8 protein-coding genes are annotated in these 14173 nt (G+C 44.8%); 6 read left to right on the top strand and 2 right to left on the bottom strand.

What is annotated here, in order from left to right; genetic code table 11:
• Positions 1–38: 38 nt before the first annotated feature.
• Positions 39–3092, bottom strand: coding sequence for an SdrD B-like domain-containing protein (locus tag GVN20_RS24230; protein WP_166560823.1), 3054 nt, complete (start codon positions 3090–3092; stop codon positions 39–41).
• A 910-nt stretch (positions 3093–4002) separates the two neighbouring features.
• Between GVN20_RS24230 and priA the strand changes: the two genes are divergently transcribed.
• Positions 4003–6519 (top strand): primosomal protein N', encoded by a 2517-nt coding sequence (gene priA / locus GVN20_RS24225; RefSeq protein ID WP_166560822.1) that lies wholly within the window; start codon positions 4003–4005, stop codon positions 6517–6519.
• Positions 6520–6549: 30 nt separating this feature from the next.
• Complete coding sequence (gene pyk, locus GVN20_RS24220) at positions 6550–8007, top strand: pyruvate kinase (RefSeq protein ID WP_206023366.1); 1458 nt, start codon at positions 6550–6552, stop codon at positions 8005–8007.
• Positions 8008–8067: 60 nt separating this feature from the next.
• On the opposite strand, the gene GVN20_RS24215 is transcribed toward pyk, so the two are convergent.
• Positions 8068–8331, bottom strand: a complete 264-nt coding sequence (locus tag GVN20_RS24215) for a SemiSWEET transporter (protein WP_166560821.1) — start codon at positions 8329–8331, stop codon at positions 8068–8070.
• 458 nt (positions 8332–8789) lie between these two features.
• On the opposite strand from GVN20_RS24215, the gene ilvD reads away from it, so the two are divergent.
• From ilvD to GVN20_RS24195, 4 genes are all read left to right on the top strand, one after another.
• A complete protein-coding gene (gene ilvD, locus GVN20_RS24210; RefSeq protein WP_166560820.1) occupies positions 8790–10475 on the top strand; it encodes a dihydroxy-acid dehydratase in 1686 nt (561 codons plus the stop codon).
• Positions 10476–10593: 118 nt separating this feature from the next.
• Positions 10594–12315: a biosynthetic-type acetolactate synthase large subunit gene (gene ilvB / locus GVN20_RS24205; RefSeq protein ID WP_166560873.1), complete on the top strand. Its 1722-nt coding sequence runs from the start codon at positions 10594–10596 to the stop codon at positions 12313–12315.
• An 87-nt stretch (positions 12316–12402) separates the two neighbouring features.
• Positions 12403–12939: an acetolactate synthase small subunit gene (ilvN, locus tag GVN20_RS24200; protein WP_114460907.1), complete on the top strand. Its 537-nt coding sequence runs from the start codon at positions 12403–12405 to the stop codon at positions 12937–12939.
• Positions 12940–13027: 88 nt separating this feature from the next.
• Entirely contained in the window at positions 13028–14170 is a 1143-nt protein-coding gene (locus tag GVN20_RS24195) for a hypothetical protein (RefSeq protein ID WP_166560819.1), read from the top strand.
• The last annotated feature ends 3 nt before the right edge of the window (positions 14171–14173 follow it).

Below are 14173 nucleotides of genomic sequence, written 5' to 3'. Positions count from 1 at the left end.
TTATGTAGTGTATAAGTCTCGCTTCGCTTTTGATTTAGTTAGGGAGAAGTACTTTGCGATGCTTTTATTATTTTCAAAACAATCGGAACACATGTGTTTTCGGGACATTCGCAGTATTCTCTAACTACAATCGGGCAGCAGTTGTTGGTTGGACATTGGCCCGACTCGACTTTAACAGTGTAGTTTCCAGGTTCATGTACTGATAAAGTTTGGGCAGTGGCTCCTGTGATTTCGACCCCATCTTTAAACCATTGATAAGACGCAAAGCCGTCAGGGGCCTTTATAATCAGGGTGTCTTTGCGGGATGTACAAATGGGTATTGGTACACTTACGTAGGCAATGGCATAATCATCTTCGGTCTTATCAGAGTTATTGGGCTCAGAATCTACATCGATTCCTATGGCCTTGATAACTTCGGCCTGATTGCTCAAAAAACCACCTTTGAAGCTGTTAGTTGTATTGATTTTGGCCGTTATGGTCAAGGTGTCCGACTCACCAGGCTGCATTGAGAACGGTCCCCAGATGTGTGTTGATGGGTTGTAGGTTCCTTTGCTTGCGCTGAAATTGACAAAGCTTAGATTGCTAACCAGGGTATCTACAATCATCACACTATCGGCAATGGCCGCTGAAGTCATAGCGGCATTTCGAACCACTATTTCAAACGTAACTTCATCGCCTACTTCATGTACACAATTTCCGATAACGCGTTTTTTGATTTCCAGATCAATTTTTTCTTCAATTGTCATTCCAATATCAAAAGTGTAGTTGTTTTGGGAGTCATCGCCTGTCGTTACTTTTACTACTATTTGGGTTGAATCATTGTTGAGTTCAGCATCAGAATCACGAAGGAAATTTTGGCTATCTCCCGTTACCCGTAGTGGCGAAATCGTTAAGGTATCAATCAGTTTGACGGTTTGTCCCTGAAGCCCGTCATTGGCGTGAAGGGTGTCCAGTACCGAAGTTGGAATTTTCTGATTCAGGTCAATCCGAATTTCGTAGGCATGTTTTCGTTTCAATCCACCCATTACGTTTGTGTCATTAAAATAATAATGTCCGCCGTTGGCTGTGGTATCGCGGGCTACTTCAGTCCCGCCATTTTGCATGTCGTGGAGGGTGATAATAATATTGTCAAGCGGCACTTCATTGGGAGTCTGTATGCCATCTTTGTTGGCATCAAACCACACTTTGTTCCCGATTTCGAGCGGAGCGGGCTCACAAATTCTCGCTAAGTCACCTACGCCACCAGATTTGCCCAATGTGCCAGGGTTGAGTGAATAAACAGAGAAACTCCGGTTTCGTTTGCCCGTTTTGGTGTCGAAGGCAATAAAACCAGTAGACAAATACACCCCATGTATAGGGTCCATGGCTGAAGTCAATACTTCTGGTATGCCCGCTATTTTGAGCATTGCTCCGTTGGTAATTTCTTGGTGTCCTACTTCGTTACTGCTATTGAGCCAGTAATCTGCACCGAAAAATTCCCCCCCGCCGGGACCTGAATTGGTGTTGACGCTGTAACCTTGTAAATTACCAGACTTTCCGTTGTTTTCTAAAGTGTATGTGCCGTCGGTATTATACTGAGCTCTGATTAAGTCGCCGCTCATAAACCCATAATAATTCAAGGTGTCATCCACCGCAATACCAGGTTGATTTTGTCCTGTTTGTAAGCCAAGCCGGTCCATAAATCCAATAAGTAACGCACCATCATCATCAAATTCTATATCGGATAAAATTGGCTGTGGATAAATGGCAAATGCCGAAACAGGATCTGCACTCCCCGCTGGATAGTTGCATTGTTTGGGAAAAACGTTGGTCCAAGGCTGCCATCCGTTGATGGTGTCGCATCCTGGCGTACTATCAATGGGTCCACGAGGGTAGTCAAGCCCAAATTCAAAGATACTTTTAAAAGCGGTGCTTTTGGGGTCAAACTCATAGATAGCTGCCTTCAAATCGCTTTTCTTTTGCGAGGTTTCGGCCGTACATACCACTCCTACATAGAGCTTACCACGGTAGTATTTAAGTGCCCAGGGTGCAAATTCATTGTTTGAACAGCCGGGGTTCGGGATTTGAAAAGACCTGGTTTGTGCTTCTGCCATGTTGGCGGGAGCTTTTAGCGGTTTCTGCACTGAAAAACTGTATAGTTTTCTATCGTATAAATTAATCAAAAATAAAGTGTCCTGATAAACAGATAGTTGAGCCCCCCCCATACCTACTTTCGCTGCTACATGAAACGCAAGTGAGTCGCGGCTGCGGGCTAGTTTGTCGGCAGGGAGTATATTGAGTCCCGTAGTGGGGTCAATGTGAGGGGCAGGGCCAGTATCAATACCGATAGTTTTAACATCAATAAAATTAGAGACGACGCGGTTTTTGAGATCAATGGAATAGAAACCGCCTGTACCCAGCGGGCCGAGGCCTACGTGACGACGGGTGATGGCCCCTAAGAGTAGAGAGTTGGATGAGCGCTGATAGGCCGAAATCCAAGTTGCTCCGATTTTGTCAGCATTGGTCAGTTTTTCCATAGGCGGCCCCGACGGCGCTCCTCCTTCACCATCAGCATCGTAACCAAACAGTACCAGGGCGGGGTCATCGCTAGCGCTGCCATTTTTGAGAGGATCGCCCATGGAGTAGCAGGCCGTAACGACCGAAACCTCACTGACGATACCACAAAACTCATCATTGTTGAAAATACCAAGGTTGACATCGGATGCAGGGGCTTGCACAAATTGGACTTCAGTGCCTTTTTGAGGGCCAGTTGAACTAACGGAAAATGTCTCGGGTAGATTAAAAAACTCTACCCTGACAGCGGAGCCGATAGGTACCTGTTGGCTCGTAAAAGCATAATGACCAGCTGTGTCGGTTTGTGTAACCAAGGGCTGATTGTTATTATTGACAAAGATTCGTACCCCCACGGAGGCTACTCCAGCTTCGGTAGGAGATACGAGTGTTTGGAGGCCATTTGCGTCAAAATCATAGAAGACTGTACCGCTCACTTGAGCTCGACAATCCAAGCTATAAGTCATAATTAATAAACTGATAACTAAGAGGGTTCGAAAAGCACGGGGTGTATAACAAACCCATGTAGACAATATGCTCATGATGTAGGTAAATGTTAAATGATTCATTCAAACCAAATAGGTATATTATTTAAACAAGATAAATGCTTGACAAATAGATGTTTATGAAATTTTGTTTCCTTTTAAAGTATGTTGGGTATACTTTAAAAGGTTGTATTTAAAGGGTGTTTGGCCATTTTGGGTTAAAAACTGCATGTCTATTTTTTGGTTTTATTAAACAAAAAAGCTAAAAGTAGATCTTTATATTTGTCATATTAATTTAATTTCAAATACCCTGCCATTGTAAATTGAATTTACTGGAAATAGGTAAGAGAGTGGGGGTAGTGAAAGAGAAAGGGGTTGTAAATGAGCTTAAAGGGATAGGGATGGGGTAGAGGAAGTGTTGTGAAAAACTATGTGGAATAATTTTAATTTTTATCTACGAAATGTTGTTTTACAAAATTGGTCAAAGTCAAAGGCAGGAGAGCGACTTTAACAAATATGATGCCAAAGCATTTGTTTTTGCTGATTTACGAGGCTATTGTCGTGTTTTTAAACCATTGAAAAAGAGAGGGTTTGCTCTATAAGGTATATATTTTTACCTTTTGTTGCGACTGGTTTGTGTATTCTGGGATAAAAGTGCTTTTAGCAAAACACGTCGAAAATCACATAAAAGCTTTGGCTTCAATTGGGTACTTAAAAAGGAAGAAGCTATCCAGAAATATAGTAGAAATTGGGTAGATGAATGAACCATCTACCATTGCAGGTCACTGCGTGGTTTTGTAAATTCAAATTAAGTTGAAATATAATTTGATTCATGTTTTTGTTGAGTATTACCAACTTAGCAAAGATGAATTATTTGGCATGTTGGCTTATGTCAAATATCCTATCATGCTTAAAAATATCTAACGAAAGCATTATCTTGCGCTTTCAACTTTGGCTTTAAAATAGAGTGCTAACTGCAGAAAATGACGATTTTGGCTTAGAAGAAGTTACGCTGTTTGCGGATTTAATCTTGCCGGTTCCGGTGAGACAATTGTTTACGTATCGCGTTCCGAGAGTTTTCAACGCTGCCATCAAAAACGGGGCTAGAGTAGTTGTTCCTTTTGGCAAAAACCGTGTTGTAACGGGTGTTGTGGCCCATATTCATACCACCCCGCCGTCGCGTTATCAGGCCAAATACATTGGTGAACTACTGGATGATGAGCCCTTGGTAACTCCTTACCAAATCGCCCTTTTTAACTGGATTGCCGATTATTATTTGTGCAGCGTAGGGGAGGTGCTCAACGTAGCTCTTCCGTCTGGACTGAAGATTACGAGCCAATCCAAAATTCAGTACAATCCCGATTTTGAGTATTTTGACCTGTTGACCGAAGAGGAAGCCGGCCTTTTGGAAGAGATAAAAAAATACCAATCCCTCACCTACGAAGAAGTAGGAAAGCGGGTGGGTGATCAGAATATCAACCACATCATCAAATCGTTGATTGGCAAGCGGGCCGTTATTCTGTACGAAGAAGTACGTGAAAAATATAAGCCCAAAATTCAGAAAAAAGTTAAACTGACGGGGCGGTACGAAACCCGTGAAAACCTGATGGATTTGATTGGTCAACTCGACAAAACGCCTAAGCAACAGGAAGTTGTGATGCGTTATATGAGTCAAGTGCCAATCCAAAATGACCCGTATGCCAATCGTACGGGCTTAGAAAAGAGTTTTTTTACCCAAAATGAAGAAATCTCCGATTCGGCATTGAGTACGCTGATAAAGAAAGGTGTTTTTGAAGAATTTGAAGTGACCGTATCGCGATTTGCGGAGGTAAAGCCAGATTTTACGGCAGGCGTTAATATTAAACTGACCACGGCGCAACAACGCGCATTTGACGAGATTATTAATCTATTTCAGGAAAAAGATACGGTATTGCTCCACGGAGTGACGGGGAGCGGCAAAACCGAAGTGTACATTCACCTCGCCCAGCAAGTACTGGAAAGCGGCTCACAGGTGCTGTTTTTACTGCCCGAAATCGCCCTTACGACCCAGATTGTGGTTCGCCTGAAAAAAGTTTTCGGCGATAAACTGGGCATTTACCACTCCAAATTTTCCGACAACGAGCGCGTAGAAGTCTGGAAAGGAGTCGTCTCGGGGCAGTTTCAGTTGGTGGTGGGCGTGCGTTCGGCTATTTTTCTACCCTTTGACGCTCTCGGGCTAATCATCGTCGACGAAGAGCACGAAAGTTCCTACAAACAATATGACCCTGCACCGCGTTATCATGCCCGCGATGTGTCGATTGTGGCCGCGCAACACCAGCAGGCCAAAGTGCTGTTGGGTTCGGCCACGCCCGCCTTGGAATCGTATTATCAGGCCTTGAATGGCCGCTACGGTTTGGTGAAATTGACCGAGCGCTTCGGTAAGGCCAGTATGCCCGAATTTGTGCTGATTGATACTAAGCAAGAGCGCAAAACAAAAAAGATGAAATATGAATTTTCGTCGGTTTTGGTGGAGGAACTGCGCGAAACGCTGGCCCGAAACGAACAGAGCATCATCTTTCAAAATCGTCGGGGGTATTCTTCTTATCTACAATGCGAAGAATGTGGGTGGATTGGCGAATGTGAAAATTGCGCCGTAAGTTTGACATATCACCAAAAAGACGCCGAGCTTCGGTGTCATTATTGTGGGCATAAAGAAGAAGTGCCGAAATTTTGCCCTAGTTGCGGTTCTACCAAAGTGCGCACCGTAGGATTCGGGACCGAAAAGCTGGAAGATCAACTCAAAATTTTCTTCCCTACGGCCCGTGTCGCCCGGATGGACTTGGATACGACCCGTGCCAAAAATGCCTACAAAGAAATGATTGAAGACATTGAGCAGGGCAACGTAGATATTTTGGTGGGGACCCAAATGATTAGTAAAGGACTTGACTTTGAGAATGTAAGTATGGTGGGCGTTTTTGATGCCGACCGGATGATTCACTTTCCTGATTTACGCTCAACCGAAAGGGCGTTTCAGTTGATAACGCAGGTGAGCGGCCGGGCTGGGCGCCGGGCAGACCGCAAAGGGAGGGTATTAATTCAGACGGGAAACACAAATCAAAAGATTTTACAAAAAATTATTGCGAACGATTACGAAGGAATGTACGCCGAAGAAATTGTGGAGCGAGAGCAATTCAAATATCCGCCGTTTACGAGGCTTATAAAATTGACTGTCAGGCATTTGGAGCAAAGTGTGGCGCGTCAGGGAGCCGAAAAACTTACCCATCTTTTAATGGAAAAAATGGGGGAAGACCGGGTGCTAGGACCGCAGCCGCCGCTGGTCGAACGCATCCGAAATCGGTTTTTGTTTGACATTCTTATAAAACTCGAGCGCGAAAAAGTTAATTTTAAGGCCGCAAAGACTTTTATCCTCGAAAAAGTGACGGATATTCTGACCGATAAAACATTAAAAGGGGCTGATGTAACCATTGATGTAGATTGCCTCTAATAATACCCATCAAAAAAACCTAGCCAAAAGATGATCAATAAAAAGACCAAGATTGTTGCCACCGTAGGCCCTGCTTCAGAAACATCTGAACTTCTGTATTCACTTGTACAGGCAGGGGTGAATGTATTCCGACTGAATTTCTCGCACGGCTCTCACGCCGATCACTTGGAACGTATTCAGAAAATCCGCCAAAATAATGCTACCTACGGTCTCAGCGTTGGAATTTTGCAGGATTTGCAGGGCCCTAAAATTCGCATCGGCAATGTCGAAAGCAAAGACGGTGTGAAAATTATAGCAGGCCAAAAATTAGTGTTTACCAATGACGATATTATTGGTACTTCCGAGCGCGTAAGTACTCCTTACAAAGGAATGTACCAAGACGTAAAAATGGGCGAGCGCATCCTGATGGATGATGGTAAGCTAGAAGTAAAAGTAGTAGGAATCGAAGGAACCGATGTAATAACGGAGGTAGTCTATGACGGTATACTGAAGTCTAAAAAAGGAGTAAACCTTCCGAATACCAAGGTCTCGATGCCGTCGGTGACTGAAAAAGACTACGAAGACCTTGAATTTGGATTGGAAAATGATGTAGACTGGATAGCGTTGTCATTTGTGCGCTATGCATCTGATATTCAGGAGGTTAAAGATTATATCAAAGCAAAAGGCAAGAGCATTCGAGTGGTGGCTAAAATTGAAAAGCCCGAAGCCATCGAAAACATTGATGCCATCATTGAAGCCACCGATGCCATTATGGTGGCTCGTGGAGATTTGGGCGTAGAATTGCCCGCCGAAGAAGTTCCCATGATTCAGAAAATGATTGTGGAGAAATGTAATCGCGCCGCTAAGCCCGTTATCGTAGCTACGCAGATGCTCGAAAGCATGATTGATGCCCCACGGCCTACGCGGGCAGAAATCAATGATATTGCCAATTCTGTACTAGACGGTGCCGATGCCGTGATGCTCAGCGCAGAAACTGCCTCTGGCAAATACCCCATTGAGGCCGTTACGAGCATGGCACAGACGATTCGTCAGGTAGAACAAACGGAAGCGAAGAAAAAAGCGGATGATACCGAAATTTATTTCAAATATCACGCCGCCGTTAATGATAACCCTGGTCCTAATGTGTTGAATGACAACGTAGTAATGAGCGCTTGTCGCTTGGCGCGTGATACCCACGCAAAGGCGATTATCGGGGTCACACGTTCTGGTTATACGGGTGTGCGTTTGTCACATCACCGTCCAGAAGCTGATTTGTACGTCTTTACGCCCAGCCGCTCGCTCATGTGTGCGCTGTCGTTGTACTGGGGAGTGAAGTCGGTGTATTATGATCGTGAAGACCTTTCGACGGATGATTTAATTGACGATATCAAAAGGGTTCTTGTTGAAAAAGGAGCGTTGCATACGGGAGATATTTTCGTAAACACGCTGAGTATGCCAGTCAGCAAGCACCGCAAAACCAACGCGGTTAAATTGAGTATTGTAGACTAATCCGCTTTCGGTGAAGTTTTCAGCCCTTTCTCTCGGCGAGAGAAAGGGCTTTTTTATGCACTATATATTGGAAGAACGGGTGTATTTCCATTTAAAATAAAGAATAACAAACGAAAGAACCAGCGTGGTGGCGTTGGCGGCCACAACTGGAAAAGAATGCGCCATGATGCCATAACCGAGCCAAAGCGCTACACCAACGGTAAACAACAAAAACATGGCGAGTGAAACGTCTTTGGCAGATTTAGTACGGTAAATCTGTAAAACCTGGGGAATAAAGGCAAGCGTGGTTAATGCACCCGCTACATAGCCCATTATCTCTAACATTGCTGTACGAATTTTAATGAATAATGCTTATATAGTAGAAAAGTTATATAAAAAGTTTCATAATGTTGTATATTTATTGGCATAATACAATAAGTGATTGTAAGGATACTAAAACAAGCCTAGATTTTTGTTAAAATCATTAAAAGAGGAGAATCAAAAGAAGTGACAATTTTTTGTGCCTTCAGAGGCAGTATAGGCGTTTTTGGGTTGGGATAATGCAAAAAAATTAACTTTTGTTTGGAAAATAAATCCTGACCGGTTTTATTTGTAACGCAAATACGCAATTAGCGTAATTTCGCTATCAGAAAAAATTTGCTCTAAAATGTTTGCTAATATAATTGTGGTCGTGGTCGTCATTCTTTGCACCCAAACGGTGTGAGTGGATTCCGATTGCTACCGTCGAAGCCTCACTCACACCGAAAGATGAGTGAGGCTTTTTTGTAAAACCAATCTCCTATATGTCAGAACAACTTAACAAATTTAGCCGCACGCTTACGCAAGAAGTAACAAATCCAGCCGCCAAAGCCATGCTTTATGGCGTAGGATTGACCAAAGAAGACATGCAAAAAGCCCAAATTGGCATTGCCAGTACGGGTTATGAAGGAAACACCTGCAACATGCACCTCAACGGATTGTCGGTGCATGTAAAAAAAGGAATTCAGGAAAATGGCATGGTCGGCCTTATTTTTCACACCATTGGCGTATCTGATGGCATGACCAACGGCAACGACGGGATGAGCTATTCGCTGCCTAGCCGTGACTTGATTGCCGATTCTATCGAAAACGTAGTGGGGGCTCAATGGTACGATGGAGTGATTGCGGTGGTAGGTTGTGATAAAAATATGCCTGGTGCCATGATAGCCATTGCCCGTTTGAACCGTCCTGCCATGTTGGTCTACGGCGGAACAATCCGAACGGGAGAATATAAAGGACAGAAACTTGACATTATTTCTGCATTTGAAGCCTTGGGTAAAAAGTTTGCTGGAACGATTTCGGACGACGATTACGAAGGGGTTATTCAAAATGCGATTCCAGGGGCAGGAGCATGCGGCGGAATGTATACGGCCAATACCATGGCCAGCTCCATGGAAGCAATGGGCTTAACGTTACCCAATTCATCGACCTATCCAGCCACACATGAAGGCAAAAAAGCGGAGTGCATCGCCATTGGAGCGGCCATGAAACAATTGCTGGAGAAAAACATTTGCCCGCGCGACATCATGACGCGCAAAGCCTTTGAAAACGCCATGACGGTGGTGATGGCATTGGGTGGTTCGACCAACGCTGTGTTGCATTATTTGGCCATTGCCCGTGCCGCAGAAGTAGATTTTACGTTAAAAGACATTCAGGATATTTCGGACCGTACGCCGTTGATTGCCGACCTTAAACCGTCTGGTAAGTATTATATGGAAGATGTACTGGCCATTGGCGGGGTTCCGGCCATTATGAAGTATTTGTATCAGCAGGGCCTTTTGCACGGCGATTGCTTGACCGTAACGGGCAAAACCATCGCTGAGAATTTGGCCGAAGCTCCTGATTTGAATTTCGATACCCAAAAAATCATTTTCCCGCTTTCGACGCCCCTCAAACCAACGGGGCACTTACAAATCATGTACGGAAACTTGGCAACGGAAGGTGCCGTGGCCAAGATTACGGGCAAAGAAGGTGAGCGTTTTGAAGGAATCGCCAAGGTATGTGAGCGCGAAGAAGAAGTGATTGAATACATTTCAAAAGGCGAAATCAAAGCGGGGCATGTCGTCGTGATTCGCAATGAAGGTCCCAAAGGCGGTCCGGGTATGCCCGAAATGCTTAAGCCAACATCGGCAGTAATGGGAGCAGGCCTTGGTGACAAAATCGCGATGATTACCGATGGTCGTTTTTCGGGTGGTACGCACGGTTTTGTGGTAGGCCACATCACGCCAGAAGCCTACATGGGCGGAACAATTGGCTTGGTAAAAGACGGTGATAAAATTACGATTGATGCCGTAAACAACGTACTACAACTGCACGTGTCGGACGAAGAACTGGCCGAGCGCCGCAAGGAGTGGAAACAACCTGAGCCGCCGTTCAAAAAAGGAACGTTGGGCAAATACATCCGCAATGTGAAGTCAGCAAGCGAAGGCTGTGTAACGGATGAAGCATAATTAATAAAGCAACAACAAATTAAAAACCATATCCGTCATGGACAACCAATTAACCATGATTGCACAACAGGAAATTGCGTCGGCAGAAGCTGTTTTGACGCAAGAAACAGCTCAGCCAATGACAACAACAGACGTTATTGCCGAAGGCCCTCGGTTTTTGTCGGGAGCGCAGGCGCTCATGGAATCACTGATTGCCGAAGGGACGGAAGTGATTTTTGGCTACCCGGGCGGTGCCATCATGCCCACCTATGATGCCCTCTTTGATTATACCGACCGCCTAGACCATATTTTGGTGCGGCATGAGCAAGGAGCTGGGCATGCGGCGCAGGGATACGCCCGTACCAGCGGAAAACCCGGCGTTTGTCTGGTGACTTCTGGCCCTGGCGGTACTAATTTAGTGACACCCATCGCCGATGCCATTATCGACTGTACGCCTTTGGTGTGCATCATCGGACAGGTAAAATCCACTTTGTTAGGAACGGATGCTTTTCAGGAAACCGACATTATTGGTGTAACAACGCCCGTGTGTAAGTGGAACTATCAAATCACCCACCCCGACGAAGTGCCAGAAGTAATGGCTAAGGCGTTTTATATTGCCACTTCTGGAAAACCCGGCCCCGTAGTGATTGACTTTACGCGGGATGCACAGGTCGGGATGATGGATAAGCCCTATCAATACAAAAAAATAGAGGGTTTGGCCAGCTACAAACCCCGTATTGTTCCTAAAGATGAACACGTACAGAAAGCGGCGGAATTAATCAATAATGCCAAAAAACCCTATATTTTATTTGGGCACGGTGTGTTGATTTCGGGAGCGATGGAAGAACTGAAGGCTTTCGTTGAAAAAACCGATATTCCCTGCGCCAGTACTTTGTTGGGATTGTCGGCGATGCCGATTGACCACCCTAATTATGTGGGTTGGTTGGGAATGCACGGCAATTACGGCCCCAACGTATTGACCGACCAAGCTGATGTCATTATTGCCATTGGAATGCGTTTTGACGACCGCGTAACGGGCGACGCCACCAAGTACATTCGTCAGGCTAGAGTAGTGCATATTGAAATAGACCCCTCAGAGATTGACAAAATCATCAAAGCAGAAGCCCCCGTGGTAGGTGATGCAAAGGAAGCTTTGCGGAAGCTGCTTCCGTTGGTGAAGACCAACAATCACTCTACATGGCGCAATGAATTTAAGAAATTTGACGTCATCGAAGAGCAGAAAGTAACCCGTCGGGAATTGAAGGAAGAAGGAGAAATCAAGATGGCAGAAGTGGTGAATATGCTTTCCCAAAAAACCAACGGAGAGGCCTGTATTATTGCAGATGTAGGTCAGCATCAGATGATTGCAGCGCGGTATTACCAGTTTAAAAAGCCACATTCATACATTGCTTCGGGCGGATTAGGAACCATGGGTTTTGCTATTCCAGCTGCGTTTGGTGCCAAAAAAGGCGCTCCTGACCGTGAAGTAGTGGCCTTTATTGGTGATGGTTGTTTTCAGATGACCATTCAAGAATTAGGAACCATTGCGCAGAGCGGATTAGCCGTAAAATTGATTATTCTCAACAATAATTATTTGGGAATGGTACGGCAGTGGCAACAGCTGTTCTTCGAAAAACGCTACTCATTTGTGGAGCTGAAAAACCCCGATTTTGTAACCATTGCCAAAGGTTTCGGGATTACGGGTCATACTTGCTCTGAGCGCGACAATCTGAGCGACTCGCTAGATGCCTTGCTCAAATCAGACAAGCCGTATTTGTTGGAAGTAATCGTGGAGAAAGAAGAAAACGTATTTCCAATGGTCCCCGCTGGGGCTTCGGTTGTTGATATTCGGTTGGACTAGGCCGACAAGACAGCAACGGTTTGGTACTTAAATAAATGCACAACTAAAACTCCCGTTTGGAGCGAGCCGACGATTCGGTTGGGGCTTATGACGACTTACACCATCTGTATATTTACCGAAAATACTTTCGGACTCTTAAATAAAATTACGATTCTTTTCACCCGTCGACGGGTCAACATTGAAAGCTTGACGGTGTCGGAAACGGAACGAAAAGGGGTATCTCGGTACACCATTACCATCAAACACGATAAACGCGAAGAGGTCGAAAAACTGGTTCGTCAAATCCGCAAAGTGGTGGAAGTTTTGGCCGTGTTCGGATACTTAGACGACGAGGTTGTGTACAACGAAATTGCGCTTTTCAAAATCGCAACCCCTATTGGGACCCGGCCCATCGATATCGAAACCATCAATAAAGTGTACAAAGCTTGGGTGGTTTACTGGGGACTCGACTACGTGGTGATCGAGAAGGCCGGTAATGAAGCCGAAATCATGGATTTCTTCCGGTATATTAAGCCTTACGGAATACTTGAATTCGTAAAATCAGGCCGTGTAGCCGTTGGAAAAACCCCTCAAGGGTTAGTGGAGTACCTTCCGCAGGAGGTACATGGCGAGTATTATGCTTAAAAAAACTACCTTTGTCAAAGCGTTTGGCAATCCAATTTGGATAGCCCGACCGGTATAAAAACCGATAGATTTGACTAGATACGTTTGAATGAAACAACCACAGCAATCACTTACAACACCTTTTAGGTGGCTGGACAGTAAATTACAACCGTTCTTTGACAATAAATTTTGGCAGATAAGGCTATTATTTTTAGCCCTGATTGTCTCAACTGGCACCCTTTTGACCTTTAATTTTATTTTGGTCGATAAGGGCTTGCGAAGCTTGTATCTTGAAATGCGGCAGCCGGGTTCTATCGGCGGGCTTTTTTGGGATGATATTATCAAACAGGGCGCTGATCCGTTTACACCTAAAGACTATGAAGCGGGGTCGCACGAGGCAAATCAAACCTTTCGTCTGACCATCCCACTTATTGCACAGGCGTTGCACCTCAATGTTGCTGGTTTATACGTACTTCATGTATTGGTAGGACTGGTGTTTTTGTGGTTTATGACACGGGCAGTTTATGACATAGTCAAGGATAAAATCCTAACCTTCTATTTCATGACGGGGTTTACGGCAATCTACGCTGGGGCTAATTTTTACATCAATTTCTTGGGCCATTGCGATGCCTTCCCGTTTTGTTTCATGGTGTTGGCATTTTATTTCCGAAACCCCCTATCGGTTTTACTGTTTACGCAACTGGCCTTTTGGTGTGATGAGCGCGCCATTATCAATTCTTCTTATTTAGGATTATGGTACGTGTTGCCGCTCATTAAGCAAGTGATTGATAAACGAAAATTTTCCCTTAAAGAGATTCCGCTGCCCGTAGTTGCATTGGTGATGAGTGCGGGAATTTATTTAGTGATACGGCAGTGGCTTGCTACAACGTATGGCTTGAAAGTAGGCCACGACAATGACTTGTCGCAGCAGACGAGTTGGTGGAGCATAAGCATTCTAGGTGATAAATTTACGCGTGGTTTAGAAGGCTTTTGGCTTATTGTTTTTGCGGGGATGGCGGTTCTAGTCATGCTGAAAGATTGGTGGGCGCTGGTATTACTGGGCGGATGTATACTGATTACTGGGGTAATCGGAGTGATGGTTGCCGACGGCACTCGCTCCCTCTCTTTTGGTTTTTATATGTTCTTTTTCATGCTGGCTATTTTACGGGAACATGTGCCAATCAATCAGTTAAAATATTTACTGATTGTCAGTACACTCGTTTCTTTAATGTTACCGATGTCTTTCCCATAAGTC

Origin of the sequence: Runella sp. CRIBMP (assembly GCF_009905605.1) — a bacterium.
In the GTDB taxonomy this organism is placed as follows: domain Bacteria; phylum Bacteroidota; class Bacteroidia; order Cytophagales; family Spirosomataceae; genus Runella.
The sequence above is the reverse complement of the archived record's forward strand: the minus strand, read 5'-3'. Positions and strand labels throughout refer to the sequence as shown.

Coding starts and splice junctions, on each gene's coding strand:
- GVN20_RS24215 (WP_166560821.1), bottom strand. CDS start 8,331: ATGTTAGAGATAATGGGCTATGTAGCGGGTGCATTAACCACGCTTGCC.
- ilvB (WP_166560873.1), top strand. CDS start 10,594: ATGACAACAACAGACGTTATTGCCGAAGGCCCTCGGTTTTTGTCGGGA.
- ilvN (WP_114460907.1), top strand. CDS start 12,403: ATGACGACTTACACCATCTGTATATTTACCGAAAATACTTTCGGACTC.
- GVN20_RS24230 (WP_166560823.1), bottom strand. CDS start 3,092: ATGAGCATATTGTCTACATGGGTTTGTTATACACCCCGTGCTTTTCGA.
- ilvD (WP_166560820.1), top strand. CDS start 8,790: ATGTCAGAACAACTTAACAAATTTAGCCGCACGCTTACGCAAGAAGTA.
- pyk (WP_206023366.1), top strand. CDS start 6,550: ATGATCAATAAAAAGACCAAGATTGTTGCCACCGTAGGCCCTGCTTCA.
- GVN20_RS24195 (WP_166560819.1), top strand. CDS start 13,028: ATGAAACAACCACAGCAATCACTTACAACACCTTTTAGGTGGCTGGAC.